At 49.2% G+C, this 23,611-nt stretch carries 18 protein-coding genes and 6 pseudogenes; 12 read left to right on the top strand and 12 right to left on the bottom strand.

Annotation, left to right across the window (positions count from 1 at the left end; translation table 11 throughout):
• Positions 1–234 precede the first annotated feature (234 nt).
• Complete coding sequence (gene ltrA, locus METLU_RS0116400; RefSeq protein WP_269209359.1) at positions 235–1,509, top strand: group II intron reverse transcriptase/maturase; 1,275 nt, start codon at positions 235–237, stop codon at positions 1,507–1,509.
• A gap of 176 nt (positions 1,510–1,685) precedes the next feature.
• Here the strand turns inward: ltrA (METLU_RS0116400) and METLU_RS0116405 are convergent, their stop codons facing one another.
• Entirely contained in the window at positions 1,686–2,570 is an 885-nt protein-coding gene (locus METLU_RS0116405) for an IS982 family transposase (protein ID WP_027156585.1), read from the bottom strand.
• Positions 2,571–2,676: 106 nt separating this feature from the next.
• Between METLU_RS0116405 and METLU_RS29320 the strand changes: the two are divergent.
• Positions 2,677–3,285, top strand: a pseudogene (locus METLU_RS29320) (transposase); the annotation flags it as partial.
• 6 nt (positions 3,286–3,291) lie between these two features.
• A pseudogene (locus METLU_RS28740) lies at positions 3,292–3,420 on the top strand (IS5-like element ISSoc13 family transposase); the annotation flags it as partial.
• Positions 3,421–3,531: 111 nt separating this feature from the next.
• Here METLU_RS28740 and METLU_RS0116415 read toward each other — a convergent pair.
• The 4 genes and pseudogenes from METLU_RS0116415 to METLU_RS0116435 all read right to left on the bottom strand — a co-directional run bounded on the left by METLU_RS0116415 (position 3,532) and on the right by METLU_RS0116435 (position 7,520).
• A complete protein-coding gene (locus METLU_RS0116415) occupies positions 3,532–4,194 on the bottom strand; it encodes a hypothetical protein (protein ID WP_027159166.1) in 663 nt (220 codons plus the stop codon).
• Positions 4,195–4,367: 173 nt separating this feature from the next.
• Positions 4,368–5,336, bottom strand: a complete 969-nt coding sequence (locus tag METLU_RS0116420) for a HEAT repeat domain-containing protein (RefSeq protein ID WP_155920602.1) — start codon at positions 5,334–5,336, stop codon at positions 4,368–4,370.
• Between the two features lie 502 nt (positions 5,337–5,838).
• Positions 5,839–6,973, bottom strand: a pseudogene (locus METLU_RS27450) (IS3 family transposase); the annotation flags it as partial.
• 85 nt (positions 6,974–7,058) lie between these two features.
• Positions 7,059–7,520: a hypothetical protein gene (locus METLU_RS0116435; RefSeq protein ID WP_051299958.1), complete on the bottom strand. Its 462-nt coding sequence runs from the start codon at positions 7,518–7,520 to the stop codon at positions 7,059–7,061.
• A gap of 291 nt (positions 7,521–7,811) precedes the next feature.
• Here METLU_RS0116435 and amoC point away from each other — a divergent pair, with 291 nt between their 5' ends.
• The 4 genes and pseudogenes from amoC (at position 7,812) to METLU_RS27455 (ending at position 11,904) form a co-directional block, all read left to right on the top strand.
• Positions 7,812–8,564, top strand: coding sequence for a bacterial ammonia monooxygenase, subunit AmoC (gene amoC / locus METLU_RS0116440; RefSeq protein ID WP_027159169.1), 753 nt, complete (start codon positions 7,812–7,814; stop codon positions 8,562–8,564).
• Positions 8,565–8,681: 117 nt separating this feature from the next.
• Positions 8,682–9,425, top strand: coding sequence for a bacterial ammonia monooxygenase, subunit AmoA (gene amoA, locus METLU_RS0116445; protein WP_027159170.1), 744 nt, complete (start codon positions 8,682–8,684; stop codon positions 9,423–9,425).
• A gap of 108 nt (positions 9,426–9,533) precedes the next feature.
• The gene (gene amoB / locus METLU_RS0116450; RefSeq protein WP_027159171.1) at positions 9,534–10,778 is read left to right on the top strand and encodes a bacterial ammonia monooxygenase, subunit AmoB; all 1,245 of its coding nucleotides are present in this window, start codon (positions 9,534–9,536) and stop codon (positions 10,776–10,778) included.
• 324 nt (positions 10,779–11,102) lie between these two features.
• Positions 11,103–11,904, top strand: a pseudogene (locus METLU_RS27455) (IS5 family transposase).
• A 40-nt stretch (positions 11,905–11,944) separates the two neighbouring features.
• On the opposite strand, the gene METLU_RS0116465 reads toward METLU_RS27455, so the two are convergent.
• Positions 11,945–12,265, bottom strand: a complete 321-nt coding sequence (locus tag METLU_RS0116465) for a transposase (RefSeq protein ID WP_196806554.1) — start codon at positions 12,263–12,265, stop codon at positions 11,945–11,947.
• Positions 12,266–12,302: 37 nt separating this feature from the next.
• On the opposite strand from METLU_RS0116465, the gene tnpA (METLU_RS0116470) reads away from it, so the two are divergent.
• From tnpA (METLU_RS0116470) to tnpC, 3 genes are all read left to right on the top strand, one after another.
• Complete coding sequence (gene tnpA / locus METLU_RS0116470) at positions 12,303–12,596, top strand: IS66 family insertion sequence element accessory protein TnpA (RefSeq protein WP_027159174.1); 294 nt, start codon at positions 12,303–12,305, stop codon at positions 12,594–12,596.
• Positions 12,584–12,832, top strand: coding sequence for an IS66 family insertion sequence element accessory protein TnpB (gene tnpB, locus METLU_RS25685; RefSeq protein ID WP_231383630.1), 249 nt, complete (start codon positions 12,584–12,586; stop codon positions 12,830–12,832). The genes tnpA (METLU_RS0116470) and tnpB overlap by 13 nt, the downstream gene beginning before the upstream one ends.
• A gap of 64 nt (positions 12,833–12,896) precedes the next feature.
• Positions 12,897–14,468 carry an IS66 family transposase gene (tnpC, locus tag METLU_RS0116480; protein WP_407939094.1) on the top strand — a complete coding sequence of 524 codons (1,572 nt, stop codon included), beginning with the start codon at positions 12,897–12,899 and terminating at the stop codon, positions 14,466–14,468.
• Between the two features lie 2 nt (positions 14,469–14,470).
• Here the strand turns inward: tnpC and METLU_RS28030 are convergent, their stop codons facing one another.
• The 3 genes and pseudogenes from METLU_RS28030 to METLU_RS25690 all read right to left on the bottom strand — a co-directional run bounded on the left by METLU_RS28030 (position 14,471) and on the right by METLU_RS25690 (position 18,189).
• A complete protein-coding gene (locus METLU_RS28030) occupies positions 14,471–14,773 on the bottom strand; it encodes a hypothetical protein (RefSeq protein ID WP_155920604.1) in 303 nt (100 codons plus the stop codon).
• Between the two features lie 323 nt (positions 14,774–15,096).
• Positions 15,097–16,524, bottom strand: a complete 1,428-nt coding sequence (gene ltrA / locus METLU_RS0116490; protein WP_331271276.1) for a group II intron reverse transcriptase/maturase — start codon at positions 16,522–16,524, stop codon at positions 15,097–15,099.
• Positions 16,525–16,941: 417 nt separating this feature from the next.
• Positions 16,942–18,189: pseudogene (locus tag METLU_RS25690) on the bottom strand (IS256 family transposase).
• Between the two features lie 91 nt (positions 18,190–18,280).
• Here METLU_RS25690 and METLU_RS0116505 point away from each other — a divergent pair.
• A protein-coding gene (locus METLU_RS0116505) for an IS3 family transposase (RefSeq protein ID WP_231383631.1) occupies positions 18,281–19,755 on the top strand; the annotation gives its coding sequence in 2 pieces (ribosomal slippage) (positions 18,281–18,665 and positions 18,665–19,755; 1,476 coding nt in all).
• Between the two features lie 73 nt (positions 19,756–19,828).
• Here METLU_RS0116505 and tnpA (METLU_RS25695) read toward each other — a convergent pair.
• From tnpA (METLU_RS25695) to METLU_RS29005, 3 genes and pseudogenes are all read right to left on the bottom strand, one after another.
• A pseudogene (gene tnpA / locus METLU_RS25695) lies at positions 19,829–20,258 on the bottom strand (IS200/IS605 family transposase).
• 551 nt (positions 20,259–20,809) lie between these two features.
• Positions 20,810–22,714, bottom strand: a complete 1,905-nt coding sequence (locus tag METLU_RS0116515; protein WP_027159179.1) for a DCC1-like thiol-disulfide oxidoreductase family protein — start codon at positions 22,712–22,714, stop codon at positions 20,810–20,812.
• Between the two features lie 144 nt (positions 22,715–22,858).
• The gene (locus tag METLU_RS29005) at positions 22,859–22,990 is read right to left on the bottom strand and encodes a hypothetical protein (RefSeq protein WP_255528651.1); all 132 of its coding nucleotides are present in this window, start codon (positions 22,988–22,990) and stop codon (positions 22,859–22,861) included.
• 222 nt (positions 22,991–23,212) lie between these two features.
• Between METLU_RS29005 and METLU_RS0116525 the strand changes: the two genes are divergently transcribed.
• A complete protein-coding gene (locus tag METLU_RS0116525) occupies positions 23,213–23,599 on the top strand; it encodes a hypothetical protein (protein ID WP_027159180.1) in 387 nt (128 codons plus the stop codon).
• Positions 23,600–23,611: the final 12 nt, after the last annotated feature.

Genomic DNA, 23,611 nt, shown 5'->3' on the forward strand with positions numbered 1-23,611 from the left:
GAGGCAACACGGGAAGCCCTGTAATGTGGTCCAGCGCGAGACCAACCAGCAACCCGCGAGGGACAGGCTGGGCATAACAGGGTGGCGGAGAGGCTCGTAGTACCGTTGAAGTCAGGTAATGCTGATGGAGGGAAGGCGCCTCAGTTCAAGACTAACGCAACAAGTAGGAAGGAGAGGAGATTGGGAAACCTGGAAACTCCGGAAAGTATTCAGCGACTACGGACGGCGTTACATGTGAAAGCGAAGGAAGAACCCGGGTACCGGTTCTATATCCTGTATGACAAGCTTTATCGACCAGATGTTCTGAAGCACGCCTACCGCAGCTGCAGAGCCAACCAAGGCTCTGCCGGCGTGGATGGCGTGCGGTTTGACGATATCGACGCGTACGGGGAAGACCGATGGCTCTGGGAACTGGCGGAACGGCTGAAGAAGAAAGACTACCGACCGGAAGCGGTCAAACGGGTCTGGATTCCGAAACCGGACGGTAAATTGCGCCCATTAGGCATCCCGACGATTATGGACCGGGTCGTACAGACGGCGGCCATGATCGTTCTGGAGCCTATATTCGAAGCGGACCTGCAGCCGGAGCAATACGCTTACCGGCCGGACCGCGGGGCGCACGATGCGGTACGGGCAGTCCACCGGCTACTCGTCACCGGCCACCAGCAGGTGATAGATGCGGATCTGTCAGGCTATTTCGACAGTATTCCGCACCCTGAGCTGATGAAAAGCATCGCACGGCGGATCGTCGACCGGCAAATGCTTCACCTCATCAAGCAATGGCTGGAGGCGCCGGTCGATGAGGCCGACAGACGCGGTCACCGGCAAAGAACGACGTCAAATCGTGACGCGAGAAAAGGAACCCCGCAGGGGGCTCCGGTCTCGCCGTTGCTGTCGAATGTGTACATGCGGCGCTTTATTCTGGGATGGAAACAGAAAGGTTATGATCGGCGTTGGTCGGCGCACATCATCAACTACGCGGATGATTATGTCATCTGTTGCAAAGGTCACGCCGATGAGGTCATGGATGCGATGCGGGAGATGATGGGCAAGCTGAAACTAACGGTGAACGAGGACAAGACCCATCTGTGCCGGCTACCGCAGGAGCGGTTTGATTTCCTGGGCTACACTTTCGGGCGATGCTACAGTCCTCAAACCGGGCGGGCCTATATCGGCACCCGCCCCTCCAGGAAGCGCATCAAACGGATGGTGGACAGCCTCAGCGAGGAGACGGATCGCCGCCGAGTGAAGCTGGATGCCGAGTATGTGGTGAAACGGCTTAACCGGAAACTGACGGGGTGGGCGAACTATTTCTGCCTCGGCCAGGTCAGCCCCGCGTATCGAGCCGTTAACAGCCATGCCATACAACGGCTACGCCGGTGGTTATGCAAGAAACACAAGGTTCGAGGCTTGGGGGGAAAGCGCTACCCGGATCAATACCTCTACGAAGAGTTGGGATTGATTAATTTGCCATCGCGAACCCATAACTTTCCGTGGGCGAAAACATGAGTGCTTGTCCGAGAGCCCGGTGCCTTAATAGGGCACGCCGGGTTCGATGAGCGGGATGTGAAAACGGAGTGATGGCTCGGCTATTGAGGCACCGCCAGACGAAAGGGGCGACAACAGCTAGGCTGAGCCTTAGGCCACCGCGTCACATCTCGACTCTACCATAACCTCAGTTCGGTTTAAGCATTCGAAATAAAAGGCAACCAATCGACATCGCGCAAATTGAGAGCCGGCTTTTTCTCCTGATAGGTATAGGCCACCAGACAAGCGATGATATTGGACAAATAGTTGCTCAAAGAACGATGCCGCGAGTGTTCAAGATCGCCAATATTCTTGAGTTGATCATTGATCGTTTCAATGATGCTACGCTTGCGCAGCAAACATTTGTCAAACACATCCATCACTTGCGGCTTCATGTTTTTCTTCAGCGTAGTAATCAGCGTGACATTCTGATGGGCCAATAAGTCAGTTAACTTCCTGGAAATATAGCCCCGGTCGCCAAACAGCTTTCCCGTCAATGATTTCACCAGATCGGGGACTGGTTTGCGATCATCGACATTGCCCGGTGTGATGCAAAATGACAGAATCTCGCCCTGGTCATTGACGATCAGATGCAATTTGAAGCCATAAAACCAGCCGGTCGACGATTTGCCGCGCCCGGCTTCCTGGGTGAAGGTTTTGTGCCGGGGAATACGGATATTCTCGCACACGCCCAGCGGTGTTGAATCAATAAAGGCAATACCTGCCGAAGCGCCTCGGCGACTGGCCATAAAGGCGGTGAGCGGCGCCAACAGTTTTGGCATCAGCTCGATAAAGCGATTATAGCTTAGCAGATTAGGAAACTCAGCTCGCCAATAGCGCTGCACATGCCTCAGATAAAACCATTTGAAGGTTCGAAAACCGGCTTGATGGTAAGCCACTAAAATCGTGATCATCTCGCTATCACTCATCCGATGGAGACGATGGCGTTTCTTCTTACCTTGGGTTAATTGATTTTTTTGCCAGTCCGCTATAAAGGTTTGGCAAAAATCGTCCACATCGCAGAATAAGTGTGTTAATTTCATAAAGGCAGGTTTTTGTTCGGAGAAAGTTAGCGTCGAAAACTTATTTTCTCTTTTATAACAAGAACCTGCTCCCTTTTTTATCCCGAACTCAGGTTACCATAGCTCCAAGGTGTTGGCTTGGGGGCTTGAGCCCGGTTTGATGACGGGCGATAGCTGGTACAGTTGTGTCTGGAATCTTTAGACGGTACAAAACCATGGTCTGGGTTTTCTGTTCGCACTGGAGAGCAACCGTCTGGTTTCAGTGGAAAAAGGTTCATGGCAGCAAGTTCAACAATTAGAGGTGCCCGAAGACGGCCTGGTCGTTTGGTTGCGGGACTTTGGCAGTGTCAAACTGTTTCGGACGCGGCTAAAAGACCAACTGCGCCATTATGTTGTGTACCTGCCTCATGAAGAGCGATTCTATGACTTTGATAGACAAGATTTTAGCGAAACCCATGACCGGCATTGGCAAATTGAGCAGTATCACCGGGCCATTAAACAAGTGTGTCATATCGAGCATTTTTAAGTGCGGAGCAAGATAGCCATCAAAAACCATTTGTTTGCCGCTATCTGTGGCTATGCGCAGTTACAGAAATTGCGTGCTATGGAGTTGATCAGTATTGGTTATCGATTACGACGAGACTTATTTAACGAAGTCACGGCATCTTTCATCGGTACTTTTATGCCTTCAATGGCGCATTTGAATCCACAATTTCATTCAAGCGTCAATGCGTAACTTCTACGTCATTTGATTGAATGCTTCTTTAACAAGATCAAACATTACCGAGGAGGGTTCTCGCGGTATGAAAAAATGGCACGAAATTACCTGGGCTTTGTTCGATATGTCTCAGCCCTGATTTGGCTGCGCTAAAATGTCAACAGACTAGGAATTTTTAGGCTGGATCTAACCTGGCAGCCACTGTTAGAAAGTCAATAACTGTCAGGTTAGGTTTGAACTATTACATCCAATAAGATTGATGCTTTACCTATCAACCACCAGAGAAAGGTCATCAATCTGCCATTGGTTTGATGGACTAGGCGTAACTCGAACACCAACTCTATGAACTCCGGCGGTGGGAACTCTATAAACACACTGCTTGACAGCACTCACCCATGCATCAAGCACATTAGGGGTGCCATTGCCGGATACGAAAGCGGCGTCCGAGGCATCGTCTTGCTCCACCTCACCGTCCTCATTAGTTAAGATTGAACACTCAGTTTGGCCTTGTTGGCCAGCAGGATCTATAAAAATCGTAGCATTTAGCGCAGCCTGAAAATTACCTCGCACTGCAGCTGAGGCATTAAAGATGACGCGTACCCATGTGTTCGGTTGGACCGTTGTAAAGGTGACGAATGCTTGCTTGCCATTAACGGCGCCATTAAGGTCGAGAGTGTTAGTGCCTGAGCCAGTTTGTTCGGTGTTGTTTTGTGTTGCCCATAGAAGATCGGCTGAAGCCGGGTTAGCTACGAGCCCGAAACCTAGAAACGTCGTTAAGCCGCATAAGTAACGCATTTTCTTATTGATTGATCGTATGTTCATGTTTTTACCCTCATTGTTGTATAAAAAGTAAAACAACTTGGACAAAGTTTCGTCTTCCTGATCGGCTACTTGTCGAGCTTTGTCCCTGTAAGTCTTGCTGGGCATCTTGCGATATCCATTCGAAATTGAAGATCCATCCTCGAATTGAGCATCCTATCTCTTCCTGGTAGTCTATTTGCCGAGCCTTGTCCCTGTAGGTCTTATTGGACATCTTGGAGTATCCATTCGAATTGAGGACATCATTTGTTCTTGATATTTTTAAAGCTATTAAGAATCCATCAATTGTTTTGGAATTCTTGGGATTCCTGCTCGCTTGGTTCAGTTAGTGACTCTTCCAAAGACTTCATAAGCTGTGTGGCGAGTTCTGATACTTCGGGGTCGTTGTCTTTTTGAGCAGTCACTAGAGTCTCCAGCATATCAGCTGATTTAATCAAACCGTCCTCGGAGCGCTTAAATAAAGCTACAAGGGCGATAGAGCGAATTTTTGCGGAAGCATCGTTTTGAGCCAAGTCAATGATCGTATCTGGTGGCAAGTCTATCTGAGCCCGCAAAGCGGCATCCAATGCGTGGATACGAATGCGCTCATCAGGGTCCGTCAGTGCATTTTGTACAATTTCTGTCGCGCCACTGCCTTGCTGCTCGACCAGATTGGCAATTGCTGAGGCACGCTTGACTGGGTCGGCATCCGTTGTATTTTGTGGCATCTCATTGGCGTGTTCTGCAATTGGCGGAGAAGTCGGCGCAAATTTTTTGCCTTGGCCTTGAGGATAGACCCAAACAGATGCAAGACGCACCGATTTGCCATTACCTCGGGTGTAGAAGAAAAACACGTCATAATTCTCAAAAAGCCGGTGCAGAGCTTGCTCTATAGAAAGCTCGTGAAATTGAATTGTGATTGGTGGATTGGCCATGGCTTCGCTCATTATGATAGTAATCTCTGATTGTTGAGCGATTTTATCTACAATAGCCTGAAGCGGATGACTAGAAGCCTCAAGGCTTAAGCGATTAGACGTAAATAGAACATAAAGGGGTGATGAATTGGGCGGTTGAGTAGCATTATTAGCAATCTGATTTTGAACTACTGAGCCTGATACAGGATCAGAATGCAGTGGGACGAATACTTGGGAGTTAGCTGCGCCAAATTCTCTCTTTGCTTGTTCTGTTACCGAATTTGGCTGATTTGGCCATAACCAAAACATGAAGCTTGTTGCTATGACAGATATGATCACAATCTTTATTGTTTTCATAAGGAACCCCCCCATCTATCATGCGCGGAGTCAAATTATCCTTTGCCTAGCATGCTGTATAGCGACGCAGACGCGGCACAACATATTAGGTAGTCTGAGTTGATGCAATGATTAGTTGACATCAGGATAAGCCAAATTTCTACTACTCTAACGAGTATTATTCATGCTTTTGGTTGAATTTCTATTCGTGCCATTACTGTCAAACTTAGCAGGCATTGAGTCGATATAGATTATCTCGACTTACAGAGCAAGCTTTGCAGTCTGTAAATAATGATAACTTATACTGCTTGCTCAAAAAGGCAATCACAACAATTCTTATCGGATGTTCAAACGCTGGATGCGGTAATGGGGTGTTGTTCGAGATGTTAACAATGAATCTGCTGTCAAGTATGTCTTGGATAGAGTTCACTATATAATTATGAAGTTAGTCAGGTTTGCTTCGAGGAGTGGACCCCATTGATTGGGCAGCCGTTTATCGTTCTTAAGTGATAGCCCTGCCGAGTTATGCCGCCTTTTGTTCATTCAAAAAGTCAGCGTCATAAGCTTCATCCGGTGTTTTTCTCTCTAGTCCCTGATGTCGCCGTTTTTCATTGTAGAAGCGGAAACACTTACCCATTTCCGATTCAGCTTGTCTTGGCGTTTCATACGCTTTCAGATACACATCTTCATATTTGACGCTGCGCCAGAGTCATTCAACAAAGACAGTGTCGACCCAGCGGCCTTTATCGTCCATGCTGATCTTGATGCCATAGGCGTTGAGCGTGCCGGTAAATTTGTCGCTGGTGAATTGACTGCCCTGATCCGTATTGAAAATATCCGGTGTCCCGTAACGTGCGAACACTTCCTCCAGGGCTCCTACGCAAAAGCCGGTGTCCGTCGTGTTCGACAGGCGCCAGCTCAGTACTTTGCGGCTATGCCAGTCCATCACCGCCACCAGATAGAGAAAACCCTTGGTCTTGGGAATATAACAGATATCGGTCGCCCAAATCAGGTTAGGCCGGGCAATTGTAAGACTTTCAGCAGATAGGGATAAATTTTATGGCCCTTATTTGGTAGGCTGGTCTTCTCTTTCGGATAGAGCGCGACCAAGCCCATTTGCCACATATGTCGTTGAATTTTCTTGCGGTTGATATGCCCGTCACAATACCTCGATCGATCAGTTTATCTCGCAGCCGGCGACGTCCCCTGAACGGCTGTTCCAGATGAATTTCATCGATGGCCTTCATCAGTACCAGTTCCTCATTGGCGACATCGATAGGCCAGTAATAGACGTTGGAGCGGTTCAACGCCAGTAATTTGCATTGTTTAATCACAGGTAGCTTCGCCTGGGGATCAATTTTTCTTTGCGCTGCGCCCGATCTAGCGATCGAGCACTTTGGACAAAAAAACGTTTTCCATCGTCAGCAGACTGATCTTCGCATGCAGATCCTTGAGGGTGGCATCGGCTGTCGCTGAATTAGCTTTGTCTTTGCTGAATAGCTCGCTCGCATTATCTAGCAGTTGCTGCTTCCATTGCGTAAATTTGGTTCGGGTGAACATCAAATTCAGTCGATAATTCGGCTAAGGTCTTGTCGCCTTTTTCAGTGCTCTACGCCTGCTTTGGCTTTGAACTGCGGTGAGTGTTTCTTCTTTTCTTGCCCATGATTTTTTCCTCATGCGTTGAGATCACAAGAGCAGTTTTATCACTTAAGCTACTGTCTGATTTTTGGGGTCCATTTCTTTCTAGATGTTATCTAAACCTGACAATCCATAGATAGACCAGTTGGCAAAATCAAGAGCGCCTTCCTCATCACTTTTATTTTTGTAATTAATTCGACATACGTATCTTTTAGTAACGGTACTCAATGTGTCGCTGGTTATATCGACTTCAGCGTTAATTACGTATTGATAATCGCCAAGGCTCCAGGCATTAATAGGTTTTTCAGGAAAGTTAATTGTTACATCTGAACCAAGCTCAGATTTAATGTAACTATTGCAGTGCGTGAACGCGAGTTCAGTCAAAGAGTTGGAAACAGGAGTAGCACTGCCTTGATCTTGGGTGTCAACAAGAAATAAGTCAGATTTAATGACGCTGTTGATTGCAGGCATGATGAATTCTCGTTGAATTAATATCAGCGCAGCTATGCCGAGAATGAAAACTAAAACAGGGTGTTTTTTCAAAAACAAAATAAGATATTTCTTCATAAGACTTAGATGATTGCGTTCAGAAAAAAGAAAGGATGGACAAGAATTTTAACAGAAATCAAAGTTTTAACAGCAAGGAAATTTATCAAGAGTTGAATGAGTCAAGGACAAACAGAATTCAAAATTGTTTTTGACTTGACAAGGTTGATCGAACTGGTAGACTGAGCGCTCACTAAATAGACTTGGTGACACCCTGATTCTAAATTTAGAAGGATGGGTGAGAAAATGGAGTTGTAACTATAGACTCCCGGTTTAATAAACTGGGGATTTGATAATTTTTAGGAGGTAGAAATGGCAGCTACAACTGAATCAGTGAAAGCTGATGCTGCGGAAGCACCGCTGTTAAATAAAAGAAATATGTTCGCCGGAGCAGCACTGTATATCGTGTTCTACGGCTGGGTTCGTTGGTATGAAGGAATTTACGGCTGGTCAGCTGGTCTGGATTCATTCGCACCTGAATTCGAAACATATTGGATGAACTTTCTTTACACCGAGATGATTCTTGAAGTTGTGACCGCATCGATTCTATGGGGTTACATCTGGAAAACTCGTGATCGTAAAGTAATGTCAATCACTCCAAGAGAAGAGTTAAGAAGACACTTCACACACTGGACTTGGTTGGTAATGTACGGTATCGCTATTTATTATGGCGCTAGCTACTTCACTGAGCAAGACGGTACATGGCATCAAACAATCGTTCGTGATACTGACTTCACTCCAAGTCACATCATCGAATTCTATTTGAGCTATCCTATCTATATCATTACTGGTTTTGCTTCATTCCTGTATGCAAAAACAAGACTGCCTGCTTACCAACAAGGTCTGGCATTACAGTACATGGTATTAGTAATTGGTCCTTTCATGATTCTGCCAAACGTTGGTTTGAACGAGTGGGGTCATACTTTCTGGTTTATGGAAGAGCTCTTCGTTGCTCCTTTACACTACGGCTTCGTATTCTTCGGATGGGCTGCTTTAGGCGTACTGGGTGTTATCAACATCGAAGTTGCTGCTATCTCTAAACTGTTGAAAAAAGACTTAGCTTAATAGAGTCTTCGGTTGTAATAACTATCTCCTAGCTGTTTTGCCTCTTTTCAAGGCAAAACAGCATAGTGAAAGATAGTCATTAATAAAAATAATTTAAATCCTTTAGGAGGTAAGCTAATGAGCGCATCTCAATCAGCTGTTCGTTCACGTGCTGAAGCGGTTAAAGTTTCACGTACGTTCGACTATTTGATTCTCTTCACAGCGTTTTTCGTTATTCTGGGTGGTTATCACATTCACTACATGTTAACTGGTGGTGACTGGGATTTCTGGACAGACTGGAAAGATAGACGTCTATGGGTAACTGTAGCACCTATCGTTTCAATCACTTTCCCTGCTGCTGTTCAAGCATGCTTGTGGTATCGTTACCGTCTGCCTTTCGGCGCGGTTGTTTGCGTATTAGGTCTGCTCTTGGGTGAGTGGGTTAACAGATATTTGAACTTCTGGGGATGGACATATTTCCCAGTAAACTTCTGCTTCCCTTCAAACCTGGTGCCAGGCGCTATCGTTCTTGATGTTATCTTAATGTTGTCAAACAGCATGACATTAACAGCGGTTGTTGGTGGTATGGCATGGGGTCTGTTGTTCTACCCTGGCAACTGGCCAATCATTGCTCCATTGCACATTCCTGTTGAATACAATGGCATGATGTTCACTCTGGCTGACTTACAAGGTTACCACTACGTAAGAACTGGTACTCCTGAGTACATCAGAATGGTTGAAAAAGGTACGCTAAGAACTTTCGGTAAAGACGTTGCTCCAGTATCAGCATTCTTCTCTGCTTTCGTGAGTATCTTAATTTACTTCTTGTGGCATTTCTTCGGTAAATGGTTCTCAAAACCTGACTTCGTTCAGTCTGCATAAGAATCGTTACAGAAAACTACACATTAAAAGACTAGAGGCAGCCGTAATATTTCAGTTGCCACTAGGATACTCAGAAAACTATAGATTCTCTATTATAGAGGAGGATATATGAAATTGATTAAAGACAAAGTTGCGAAACTATCCTTTGTCGCACTGCTGATGACTGTCACAGCAGCGATGTTTTACACGCCAACTGCATCTGCTCATGGTGAAAAGTCTCAGGCCGCTTTCATGCGTATGCGTACTATTCACTGGTTTGACTTGAACTGGTCAAAAGAAGAAGTAGCAGTTAACGATACAATGACAATTTCTGGTAAATTCCACGTTTTCGCTGGATGGCCTGAAACTGTTGATAAACCAGAAGTATCATTCTTGAACATTGGTATTCCAGGCCCTGTATTTATTCGTGCAGGATCTTGGATCGGTGGTCAATTGGTTCCTCGTTCAGTTACTCTGGAATTGGGTGAAACTTATGAGTTTAAAGTATTGTTAAAAGCACGTCGTCCAGGTGACTGGCACGTTCACACTATGATGAACGTTGAAGGCGGTGGTCCAATCATCGGTCCAGGTAAATGGGTAACTGTTACTGGTTCAATGGGATCATTTGTTAACCCAATCACAACTTTGACTGGCGAAACTATCGACCTGGAACATTTCAACCTGGGCAACATCTACTTCTGGCACGCTTTCTGGTATGCTCTTGGCTTAGCTTGGTTAGTATACTGGGCACGTAAACCAATGTTCGTACCTCGTTCAATCGCTGTTGAATCAGGTAAAGCTGATTCTTTAATCACAGCTACTGACAAGAAAATTGCTATGGCATTTGGAGCTGGTACTGTCGCTATCGTTGCTTTCTCAATGGGCAGCACAAACGAACAGTATCCTGTAACTACTCCTCTGCAAGCAGGTTTGATGCGTGGTATGAAGCCAATTGAAATGCCAGCACCAACTGTTAGCGTTAAAGTTGAAGATGCTTCTTACCGTGTACCAGGTCGTGCTATGCAAATGACACTGACTATCACTAACAACGGTGATTCAGCTATTCGTTTAGGCGAGTTCAACACAGCTGGCGTACGTTTCTTGGATCCAGCAGTTGCTGAAGATACTACTAACTATCCAGATGACTTGTTAGCTGAAGAAGGGTTGACTGTTAGCGATAACAGCCCACTTGCTCCAGGCGAAACAAGAACTGTTGAAGTTACTGCTTCTGATGCTGCATGGGAAGTTTACCGTTTAGCTGACTTGATCTACGATCCAGACAGCCGTTTTGCTGGTTTGTTGTTCTTCTTTGATGAAGCTGGCAACCGTCAAATGACTATGGTAGATGCTCCATTAATCCCAACATTCATCTAATGAATAATTAGCTGATACTTTAGTTGTCAGTTAAGGGTTAAGACCCCCGTTGCCGAAAAGGTAACGGGGGTTTTTTTTATTTTTGAAAAACACCGAAATGAAGGCAAACGAATAAGACTTGTATAAAATAGAGCGTTCATTTTTTAGTAGAAAACATAGAGCAATTCTCTGCTATATAGAACCATAAGCTATGTTTAAATAGCGGCTAGAGCAGTTATCATTTAGATAAAAACATGTTATTAACTAACCTCTTGTTAAACAAGATGAGCCGTTTTCAACATGCCTAAGCCTTAGAGTTTGTCCAATATCTGCTGATGATGAGTGATAAATAAGGGGCATGAGAAAGTTTACCCCAGCGATATCAGTCGCGAACAATTTTGAGCCAATCAGAGAACTTCTGGAAAATGCCCGCAAGAAAACCCGCCCGCGGACAGTGGACTTGTATGAGGTGTTCTGTGCCATTCTTTATTTGCTCAAGAGCGGCTGCCAGTGGCGCATGCTGCCGAGCGATTTCCCGAAATGGTGCACGGTCCATCATTATTTGCGCTGTGGAGTGAGAAACCTGAAGGCGGCGCCAGTCTGCTGGAGCAGGCGTTAAAAAAATCAGGTTGGCGAGGCCCGTACCAGACAGAGGCGCAACGCCAAGACGAGTTTCTGCATCGTTGATGCACAGAGCGTCAAGAACACCGACTGCGCGCGCAACAAAGGTTATGATGCCGGCAAAAAAGTATCAGGCATCAAGCGCTATATTGTTGTTGATACGCAAGGATTGCCCCATGCGATAGTCGTCACTACCGCTAATATCACGGATCGGCAAGGGGCACTTATGGCAATTGACCAGCATGCGGCTAACTTATCGGACGTGACAGCGTTACTGGTAGACGGCGGTTATACCGGTCAGCCTTTTGCGGAATCGGTACGGACATTAATCGGTGCAGAGGTACAGGTTGCTAAACGTCATGAGCTTCATGCCTTTGCCGTCATGCCCCAACGCTGGGTCGTCGAACGATCGTTCGCCTGGCTGGAGAAATGCCGACGGCTTTGGAAAAATACCGAGCGCTTGCTCAATACCAGCTTGCAGTTCGTCAATCTGGCTTTCTTGGCGCTGTTGCTGCGGAGATATTGAACAGACTCTTAGGCCTGGGCTGTTGGAGTTCTTCCGAATCCTACGGCATAAGTCCCACCAATTCTGCCGCCCTGCCCAAGATTATTTCAGGCGCAAGAAAATGCCGGACCAGCATCAACAGGTTTATGACCCGGAAAATGCTGTGAATCCAGGCTTCTGAAGTGCGGACCGTCTTCGCACGAAGGGTATTGAGGCTGTAGCTACGCTTGCCTTGGTTGAATTTGCCTTCAATCGGGATGCGTTGCCGATAGTCCGCTTGCCTTTGCTGCTTCTCGCGTTTCCGTTGCGCGGCTTTTTGTTCGGCGACCTGCGGGGCTGGGGCGTAAGCGTCCACCCGTCCCATCTGTGCTAGCGTAGCCAAACCAGTCATCCTTATTATTTTTTGAAGAGGATGCATAATGGCATTATCAAAACAGTGGCTTGATCATATCGAAGCCTGGCAAGGCAGCGGCTTAACGCAGTCGGCGTATTGTCGGCAGCAGGGCCTGAATACCCATACGTTTGCGGCCCGCTTGTCGGAATACCGTAAGCGCAGGCCGAGTTCACCGCCGGCCTTGATCCCGATGCAGGTTCAAAGCCTGGCGCCGCCGACTGAGCGCCTGGTGTTGCAGGGCAGCCAGGGCTACCGCCTGGAGCTGCCCTCAACCGTTGACGCCGCCTGGCTGGCGGCATTGCTGCGATGCCTGGCCTGATCGAAGCCCCGGCGCAGATCTGGCTGGCCGTTGAACCGGTGGATCTGCGCCGCGGCATCGACGGNNTGTCNNCNATNGTGCAGCANGCGCTGGGGCATGCTCCGTGCGCCGGTTCGGCGTTCGTGTTCCGTAACCGGGCCGGCAATCGCCTGAAGCTGCTGCTGTGGGACGGCAACGGCGTCTGGCTGTGCCAGCGGCGGCTGGCGGCTTTGCCGCCGGCCGATTGGCAGGTCTGAAAGGTTGGATAAAATCGCCTGAAACCCAGTAAAAACAAGGCATGCAGCGGCTGTTCAGGGTATAATGTTGCCCATGAATCCGCTCGCCGAACTCGCTCACTTGAACCTCGATCCTGATGCCAAAAGGCAGGTGACGGCCGTCGTGCAGGTGCAGCAAGATGCCGAAATCCTCCGGGCCAAGGAAGCCGAGCTGCAAGCCAAGGATACCGAAATTCAGGCCAAAGACCTGAAAATCCAGGCCCTAACCCTGGAGCTGGCCCACATTAAGCGGATCCGCTACGGTGTCAAAAGTGAAGCTTTGGCGCCGTTGCAGCGCGATGTGTTCGAGGAAACCTGGAACACCGATCTGTCCGCTCTCGAAGCCGAAATCGAACAGCTCGCCGATAATCAGCCCTGCACGACTGTCGTCAAACCCCAGCGTCCACGTGCGGGCCGCCAACCCTTGCCGGATCATTTGCCGCGCATCGAGCATCGCCACGAACCGGATAGCTGCACCTGCGGTCAGTGTGGTCAGGACTTGGTCAAGATCGGCGAGGATATCTCCGAACAACTGGACGTCGAACCGGCCAGGTTCTTCGTGCACCGCCATATCCGCCCGCAATATGCCTGCCGGCAGTGCGAAACCGTGGCCGCGGCGCCGATTCCGCCGGCCGTCATCGACGGTGGCCTGGCAGCCGTGGGTCTGCTGGCCTGGGTGCTGATCGGCAAGTACGTCGACCACCTGCCGCTGTACCGGCTGGAGCAGATCGCCGCCCGCGAGCAGGTCAGCCTGTCCCGTTCCACTCTGGCTGACCTGGCACCTGCTGCAGGGCAATACCCTGCATGCCGCGAGACGCCGGTAGCGCAACTGGATCCCGGCAGCGGCAAGACCCGCAAGGCGTATCTGTGGGCTTATCGCAGCAACGACCTGCAGCCGGGACCTCGCATCATCGTCTTCGATTATCAGCCGGGGCGCAGCGGTGCGCATGCGCGGCAGTTTCTGGGCGCCTGGCGAGGCCATCTGCTGGTCGACGACTATGGCGGTTATAAAGCCCTGTTCGCCGGCGGCGATCAGGCGGCCTGCATCGAGCTGGGCTGCTGGAGCCACGTGCGCCGCAAGTTCTTCGACCTGCATCAGGCCAATGGCAGCCCCATGGCGCTGGCAGCCCTGGAGCGCATCGGTACGCTGTATGCCATCGAGGCGACAGGCCGGGACCTGGACTGCGAAGCCCGAAAACAACTGCGTGCGGCACAGAGCCGACCCGCCCTCGAGGCCTTGCATGACTGGCTGGTGAAAACCCGCGTCCAGACGGCTGACGGCGGTGCTTCCGCCAAGGCCATCGATTATGCCCTAAAGCGCTGGCCGGCGTTGGTCCGCTATGCTGAAACCGGTCACCTGCCGATCGACAATAACGTCGTCGAAAACGATATCCGACCCATTGCCTGGGCAAGAAGAAATGGTTGTTCGTCGGTTCCGAGGGCCGGCCGCCGCGCGGCCGGTATCCAGACTCTGCTGGGCACAGCCCGGCTCAATGGCCTGGATCCTGCCGCCTGGCTGAAAGACACGCTGGCCAAGCTGCCGGTCTGGCCGAACAGCCGCATTGACGAACTGTTGCCTTTGGCGCCGGATTTCATTGAAACTCTAAAGCAGAAATAGGGCTAGGTGGTAGGACTGGACGAATACGCTGGGGCCGTCCCAGCGGTTTTCTGGCATAGCGAATGCCTGTCTTTCGGAAATGCCCGGTTTTCCCGGGTGCCATAGAGTGGGTCGGCATGGACGCTTTCCGGGTAAACGCCATGACGGGCTTTATAAGCCTCGATCTGATGTTTCAGATCGGCGCCTTCGTGGAAGGCTCCCCAACGGATTCGGTCGACGCTAGCCAGGCCGCTGTCGGTAAGGCTGATGATGAGGTCATCAGCCGGCGTTTGTTGTGATACCCCCTGTGTCAGGATAGTTGTCACCCTCCCGTTAACGGGATAATTGGAAATCAGACAGGGGACGGAAAGAGCATGTAATGTCGCATTATTCAGCAGAACGCAAAGCGTCTGTATTAAAAAACTGTTGCCACCCCATAACCGCCCGGTACCGGAAGTTGCCAGAGAGGAAGGGATTTGCCAGAGCTATGGTAGAGTCGAGATGTGACGCGGTGGCCTAAGGCTCAGCCTAGCTGTTGTCGCCCCTTTCGTCTGGCGGTGCCTCAATAGCCGAGCCATCACTCCGTTTTCACATCCCGCTCATCGAACCCGGCGTGCCCTATTAAGGCACCGGGCTCTCGGACAAGCACTCATGTTTTCGCCCACGGAAAGTTATGGGTTCGCGATGGCAAATTAATCAATCCCAACTCTTCGTAGAGGTATTGATCCGGGTAGCGCTTTCCCCCCAAGCCTCGAACCTTGTGTTTCTTGCATAACCACCGGCGTAGCCGTTGTATGGCATGGCTGTTAACGGCTCGATACGCGGGGCTGACCTGGCCGAGGCAGAAATAGTTCGCCCACCCCGTCAGTTTCCGGTTAAGCCGTTTCACCACATACTCGGCATCCAGCTTCACTCGGCGGCGATCCGTCTCCTCGCTGAGGCTGTCCACCATCCGTTTGATGCGCTTCCTGGAGGGGCGGGTGCCGATATAGGCCCGCCCGGTTTGAGGACTGTAGCATCGCCCGAAAGTGTAGCCCAGGAAATCAAACCGCTCCTGCGGTAGCCGGCACAGATGGGTCTTGTCCTCGTTCACCGTTAGTTTCAGCTTGCCCATCATCTCCCGCATCGCATCCATGACCTCATCGGCGTGACCTTTGCAACAGATGACATAATCATCCGCGTAGTTGATGATGTGCGCCGACCAACGCCGATCATAACCTTTCTGTTTCCATCCCAGAATAAAGCGCCGCATGTACACATTCGACAGCAACGGCGAGACCGGAGCCCCCTGCGGGGTTCCTTTTCTCGCGTCACGATTTGACGTCGTTCTTTGCCGGTGACCGCGTCTGTCGGCCTCATCGACCGGCGCCTCCAGCCATTGCTTGATGAGGTGAAGCATTTGCCGGTCGACGATCCGCCGTGCGATGCTTTTCATCAGCTCAGGGTGCGGAATACTGTCGAAATAGCCTGACAGATCCGCATCTATCACCTGCTGGTGGCCGGTGACGAGTAGCCGGTGGACTGCCCGTACCGCATCGTGCGCCCCGCGGTCCGGCCGGTAAGCGTATTGCTCCGGCTGCAGGTCCGCTTCGAATATAGGCTCCAGAACGATCATGGCCGCCGTCTGTACGACCCGGTCCATAATCGTCGGGATGCCTAATGGGCGCAATTTACCGTCCGGTTTCGGAATCCAGACCCGTTTGACCGCTTCCGGTCGGTAGTCTTTCTTCTTCAGCCGTTCCGCCAGTTCCCAGAGCCATCGGTCTTCCCCGTACGCGTCGATATCGTCAAACCGCACGCCATCCACGCCGGCAGAGCCTTGGTTGGCTCTGCAGCTGCGGTAGGCGTGCTTCAGAACATCTGGTCGATAAAGCTTGTCATACAGGATATAGAACCGGTACCCGGGTTCTTCCTTCGCTTTCACATGTAACGCCGTCCGTAGTCGCTGAATACTTTCCGGAGTTTCCAGGTTTCCCAATCTCCTCTCCTTCCTACTTGTTGCGTTAGTCTTGAACTGAGGCGCCTTCCCTCCATCAGCATTACCTGACTTCAACGGTACTACGAGCCTCTCCGCCACCCTGTTATGCCCAGCCTGTCCCTCGCGGGTTGCTGGTTGGTCTCGCGCTGGACCACATTACAGGGCTTCCCGTGTTGCCTCTGCCTTCCTCTTTCATACATGCCATCGCCACTACCCCGGTGGAACTGGTAGGTTGCATTTCGCTCACTTCACCTACCAGCATCGGCCTTCTCCATATTGACGCAGGATCGGCTTCCACATTCACCGTTTCGAGGCCTGCTCAGCGTTCACTCGCGTTACGGCCTGCATGCTCGCCAGGTCCCTTAAGGACCCTCTACACTGGAGGCTTCAGCCGCTTCGTTGCCTCCACGACTGCTCCAATTGCTACCGGCCGGAGCGAAAGTTGCCGGGCGGGATTCGCACCCGCTGGAAGACAGCGCCTTAGCACGGCGCACGTCAAATCTGGTGTATAGAGAATCAAGCGGCGTCCTGTTGTTGATCTCCGGTTTGTTTGATGCCATTGACGAATTTCACGCCGGTAATGACCTCGGCTAACTGTTGATAGCCTCTTAAGCGCAGCCACTTTTTCTGGGCCGTTTCCATCAGCTTGAAGGCCATCGCCAGGGTGGTTGTCCGGCTGCCGCAATGCTTGGTTTTGGTCGTTCTCAGCCTGACCGTGGCGAAGACGGACTCGATCGGGTTGCTGGTCCTGATGTGTTGCCAGTTTTCGGCCGGATAATCATAAAAGGCCAGCATGGCGTCCTTGTCTTTCGCCAGGCACGCCATCGCTTTCGGATATTTCGGCTCGAACCGTTCAACGCAGTGGTCAAAGGCCTGGTAGGCCGCTTCCCGGGTTTCCGCCTGCCAGATCGCGTGCAGCGCCTCCTTGACCTTGGGCTGCATGGCTTTCGGCAGTTTTTCCAGGACATTGGCGGTCTTGTGCACCCAACAGCGCTGCTGGTCGGTATCCGGCCAGAGCTTGGCCACGGCTTTCCAGAAACCCAGTGCGCCATCGCCGATGGCCAGTTTGGGCGCCGTCTTGAGTCCTCGTTGCCTCAAATCCGTCAGCACCGCTTCCCAACTCGCCGCCGATTCACGGTAGCCGTCGGATAAAGCCACCAGTTCTTTACGGCCGTTTTCATCGGAACCGATGATCACCAGCAGGCATAGCCGGTCATCCATACGGACATGGCTATAGACGCCGTCGGCCCAGACATAGACTTAGCGCTTTTGACTCAGGTCACGCCGGGTCCAGTCCTGGTAATCCTGCTCCCAGTCCTGCTTTAAACGGCTGATCGTGGCCGCGGACAAGCCCGGCGCCTCCGGTCCCAGCAGGTGCTTCAGCGTTTCCGAGAAATCTCCGGTTGAGATGCCGCGCAGATAAAGCCAAGACAGAAATTCCTCAATATTCTTGGTGCGCTTCAAATAGGGCGGCACCAGACTGCTGTTGAACTTGATGCCCGAGCCGGAGCGGTCCCGCACCTTCGGCACTTTGACTGCAATGTCGCCGAGGCCTGTTTGAATCGAGCGCTCTGGCAGATAACCGTTCCTGACCACGGCTGTTTTATCCGTATCAGTTTTTAACGCGCTATGCTGCGCGATAAAGGCCGCGACCTCAGCTTCGATGGCGGCAGCCAGCAATTTGCGGGCGCCCTCGCGCAGCACTTCCTGCAACGGATCATTCTGTTCTGGCTTATTCAGGGTAATGACATTACTCTCTGTCATGGCGGTGTTTTCCTTATAGTTGGTGGTTGATCTGCGGAGATCTTTTTACCAACAGGTTACACCGCTTTCCTCTCTAGGTCATACACCAGAAATGACTATACCTCAGGGATTTTGTGACCAGACGTTATACAATTGGCGCAAACAAGCCAAACAACAGGGGGTGCCCGTGCCAGGCAGCGGGAAACAAACAGAAGACTGGTCGCCGGAGGCAAAATTTGCCGCCGTGGTGGCAACCGCAGCCATGACCGAACTGGAACTGAGCGAATACTGCCGCCGCCAGGGCCTTTATCCCGAACAGATCCGGCGCTGGAAGGACGCCTGCATTCAAGGCGCCCAGAGGGCCGAAGCGCAGCAACAACAGCAACGATTGGAAGCGAAGCAGGACAAGCAGCGCATCAAGGCGCTCGAAAAAGAGCTCAAACGCAAGGAGAAAGCCCTGGCGGAAGCAGCGGCTTTACTGGTGCTGAGAAAAAAGTTGACCGCCCTCTGGGAGGAAAACGAGGCCGATTAACCTCGTACCCGGAGCGGCAACAGTTAGTGGTCTGGATCCGCGCAGCAATCTCAGCGGGTGTCCGGAAGCGCCGGGCCTGTGCAGAAGCCGGCCTCAGCCTGCGCACCTTCCAGCGCTGGACGCAGGAGGCTGGCCAGATTCGCGAGGATCAGCGCGCGCAAGCGCAGCGCCCGGAGCCTGCGAACAAGCTGTCGGAACAGGAGCGGGAACAGGTACTGGCGGTCTGCAACCAGCCGGACTATGCCAACCTGCCGCCCAGTCAGATCGTGCCGAGACTGGCGGACCAGGGCGTGTATCTGGCCTCGGAATCCAGCTTTTATCGCATCCTGAAGGCGGCGGATCAGCTGCATCATCGGGGCCGTGCGCAAGCCAGACAGAAATCCCGGCTACCGACGACGCATCGGGCGGCAGCGGCCAATGAGGTCTGGACCTGGGACATCAGTTATCTGCCGAGCGGCGTGCGCGGCCGGTTCTTTTATCTGTACCTGATAGTGGACATCTTCAGCCGCAAAATCGTCGGTTGGGAAGTGCACGAACAGGAGTGTGGCGAAGCGGCGGCAGCTCTGATACAGCGCGCGGTATTGGCCGAGCACTGCTTGCGTAAGCCCCTGGTGCTGCATGCCGATAATGGCAGTCCGATGAAGTCGCAGACGCTGCAGGCCAAGCTTTATGACCTGGGCATTACGCCTTCCCATAGCCGACCCCGGGTCAGCAATGACAATCCGTACTCGGAAGCGCTGTTCCGGACCTTGAAATACTGTCCGCAATGGCCCTCGCAAGGCTTTGCCTCTCTGCTGGCCGCACGCGAATGGATGAGCCGCTTCGTGCCTTGGTACAACGACACGCATCGTCACAGTCAGATTAAGTTTGTCACGCCGACACAGCGCCATCGGGGCGAAGACCGGGCGATTCTTAACCGGCGTGAGCAGGTCTATGCCCAGGCCAAAAAACGGCACCCGGCCCGCTGGTCAGGAGCGACGAGAAACTGGACGCCGGTAGGCCCTGTCACTCTGAATCCGGAGCGAAACGATGTAGAGATAAAAAAGACCGCATGATCAAAAAACACGACAACTATTTTGAAAAACACCGGTCTGAAAGTCCGGATACGCGTCGACTAAACGATGCGTCTTAATCAGGTTCCATTTTAAAATTATCATTTGGGTTAGGTTCAAAGTGATGCTCCAAATAGTGTTGGATCATTTCATCCTTCATCTGGCTAACTGTGGCGCAAAAATAGCCGCGCGCCCAAAAATGTTTTCCCAATACCGCTTTTTCAAGTAAGGAAACGCCTCAAACAGATAGCTCGAAGTCCGTCCCTTGATTCTCCTCATGATTTCGCTTGGCACCCTGTTCGGCGGTGCACTCACCAAACTATGGACATGATCTTTACTGACCACGCCTTTATAATCCGTATCTCAAACGTTTCGCGCGTCTGCCTCACCAAATCTCTTACTCGTTCGGCTATTTCACCACTCAGCACCTTGTAACGATATTGGGTTATCCAAACAAAGTGGTATTCAATTTGGTAAACCGTATGACTGCCGTATCTATAGCCCATTGCCACATCCTTGGCCGAATTATCGCAGCTAAAGTCGGTGGTTTAAACCTTAGGATGGAAAATTAACAATGCTATAAATTTGACCTAGGTCCTAGTTGAGTGGGAGATGCCCATGTATAGAGCGTTGCTGCGGAAAGGGATGGGCAGAGCCATGAGAATCTGGTTTACAACCAGTCGATATATCGATTATTAGCCGGCGATTGTCTGGATTTTTAAAAATATAAGGTATGTTTCCGACTAAATGACAGGTAGCTTAATGCAAAAAACCCAGCATTAAGCTGGGTTTTTTGGTTTTATGATCTCTTATGTTAATTAAAGAGAGATAGAACTGGAAACTTTTTGTTTAGAGCTATCTGGATCGTCAATGCAACCAGTTAAGCCAACGATCATTAATGCCATAGCTAAAAGTGATAAAACTTTTTTCATAATAATATCCTCCAAAGGGTGTAAATTATTTTTATATATTTATGCGCCAATTTTTAAGCACAAGCAATTTATATCATGACTACATGGATGATGCAATAATAAAATCTTTCTAATTTTTAGAATCATTATAGTTCATTGATATTATCAGGTAGATCAAAGATGACTGTACCATGATTCCATTTGACTATACCGATGTTGCTCCATGGAGAGGAAAAATTCTTGTGCAGTTGATCATAAACCCAGTAAGAAGGCGCATTAATTTTCTTGACTTTTATTAGAAACAAAGTTTGATCAAGATTTAAGCCAATTTCTTGTCCCCAAAAAGCGGTGACCTTCATGATAAATTTTTGCAGACGTTTGTGATCAATATTGGGAGTGACAGCGATATTTGCCCACATGGAATGAACCCGGCCCCAGTTTGGAGCCAATAATCGACCTTGGTCGTTAACAAATGGCAACCAACGTTCAACATTATTCTGATCAATATACGTAATGGCTAAGATATGATCATAGCCAACAAAATGATCATGAAGGTATAGAGCATGAGGTGTAATGCCTAAAAAGCTCTGGGATATCATGAGTAGAGAATTGCTGGCCTGTGCGAAAGCGGTGCCGATAACATTATGCTTTGTATCCAACTTGAATCTATAAATCAAGCCATAATGAATAGTGCTGTTTAATTGTAGAAACAATAAAGCAATGAGGATCTTTGCAACTCGCAAGGAAAAAAGTTTAGGTGAGCGAGTGGCGAATTGCTCAAAAATACGATGGTAAAGACTATTATCGGACAGTTTTGCGGTTACTCTGCATTCAGATGAGCAGGAAATACGAGCACGGGAGTCGGCAATGGTCCGATATTTATTTGCAGCATAATGATAAATGCCAGGCAAACGCATAATCAGGCTGACGGGTAATAAATAATACATCTTGGCAAAAATTTGAATATAAGTATCGATGCCTGAATAGATGCGGTTGTTGCTGTCTAGCGCATATAAATCGGTGAGTAAGGTTTCATTATTTAATGATGCAAGAGCTGGATAGGCAGAAGCATATCCTTGCGCTGATTTAAAATCGATGCGTTTGAAGATGTCAAAATGATTGAGAGTGAGAACTGTTCGATTACATAGAGGGCATTGCTGATCATAAAATACGGTGAGTGCCGGTTGTTTCGAAGTGATCAGCTCGCCAATACATCGCCACCAGCTGAATGGGATGAGTAGCGTATAAAACGTAAGCATGCCCATACCGAAAGGGTAAATGTTGAAAGACAAGGTAATGCCTAAGTGAAGTCCAATGCCTATGAAAAGATAAACTATACGTAGACGAGAGTCGGAGAAAAAAAATAAGAAAGTAAACTGAAAGACTAAAATAATGTAACCAACGGTTTTTACCAGAAGCTCATTATTCAGCAAAGGCGACATGTCAATTGCTGAAACATAATAAGGCTGTGTAGTTGGTAGCCAGGATCCGAGACCATTGCGCCAGTGTTCGGCAAACATTTTATGGATAGCGGAATCAAAATAAAGAAGCCCAAGGCAAATAGCGACAGGCAAATAATAAGCAAGCGTTGAAACGGTTGGCTTAGGGTAGGTGCTGTAGTGAGTAAAAGGCGTGCTAAGTTTGTATCTAAGACTGTCTATAGCAAAAGCCCGATTGCCAGGCATAAAAAGCAGGAAAAATCCCGCTCCTATCATGAATATATCAAAGCCGCCATCAAAGTCCCTTTGCATGGGCGTAAAATTAACAAAAATGATCCAGAAGATGTAATTGCAAATGACCGCAAATTGATAGCGATACCCGACAACGATAAAAGCAGCAATAACTCCCCACAAGCATAAGAAAAAGGGAATCATAGGAAATTCCACATCCAGATAGGGAATTGGATCAAAAATTAAATGATTGAAATACAGCAGGAAGATAATTTCCTGTAAAGCGACTAGTCCGTAAAGTAGTCGAAATAAACCGATGCCTGTAGCAGGCGCGGGTTTGGAATGAAGATTTAAAATCTTGGAAGGGAGTAATTTATACATTTCAAAATTCGAAAATTCGAGACAATGTATAAATTATAAAATAAATATGGGAATTGCGGCGGGAAATATGAAGCTAAACTGAGGCCGCTACGAATGCAAGGGATGCGGTACGAGCGGCCAAAGTAGGGGCGAATCTGTTAAAACTTACTTTTCGTCGTCTGGGTGCTCAGCGAAGACCCATTTTACAAGGAAGTAGCCAGCAGCTATAACAACTACCGCGCCGATCATGCCGGCTGGTGATTTTAACATTTCGGTGATATCTAAGATCGCTCCCATGAGTGTCCTACCTATAATTTGTAATTTAGAAACTGCTAATGATATAGCAAACGGAAATCGTATGATACTTTAGGTGAAGTTAAAGTCAAGGCTTAATTATCGCGTAATTTTATGAAGAGGATGATCAAGAGGCATTGCTCTGAGCTGAAATTTAAAGCTCGATAGCTGGTGTGTTATACTTTAAAATCTAGAGCTTGAAAGCTGATATATCGAGACAAAAAGATGAAAAAATACGTTAAAATGTTACCACTCGCAGCGATTTTCTTTACCCTTTCTGCAAATGCCGATGTCCAACTAAAGGATAAATCTGAAATTTTGGGGAAATGGAATTTATATGCTGAAGCGATCAAATTGAATGGAGAAAAGAAGGCGATTACTGTTGAGTGGGACTTTAAGGATGATGGTACGCTTGAAACAACAGCAACTGACTCTGTTGGTCGAACCAGTGAGTTTAAGGCAAATTTGAAGTATGCTGTAGAGGATGGTGTACTTAAAAAGCAGCTGACGCCTGGGCGAGAAAAGTATGAATCATGCAAGGTTGTTGAAAAAGACAACTCCAAAATGGTTTTAAAGTGTACATATCTTTTCTTCTTCCTAACAAAAAAATGATAATTAAAAAAG

Origin of the sequence: Methylobacter luteus IMV-B-3098 (assembly GCF_000427625.1) — a bacterium.
GTDB classification, from domain to species: Bacteria; Pseudomonadota; Gammaproteobacteria; order Methylococcales; family Methylomonadaceae; genus Methylobacter; species Methylobacter luteus.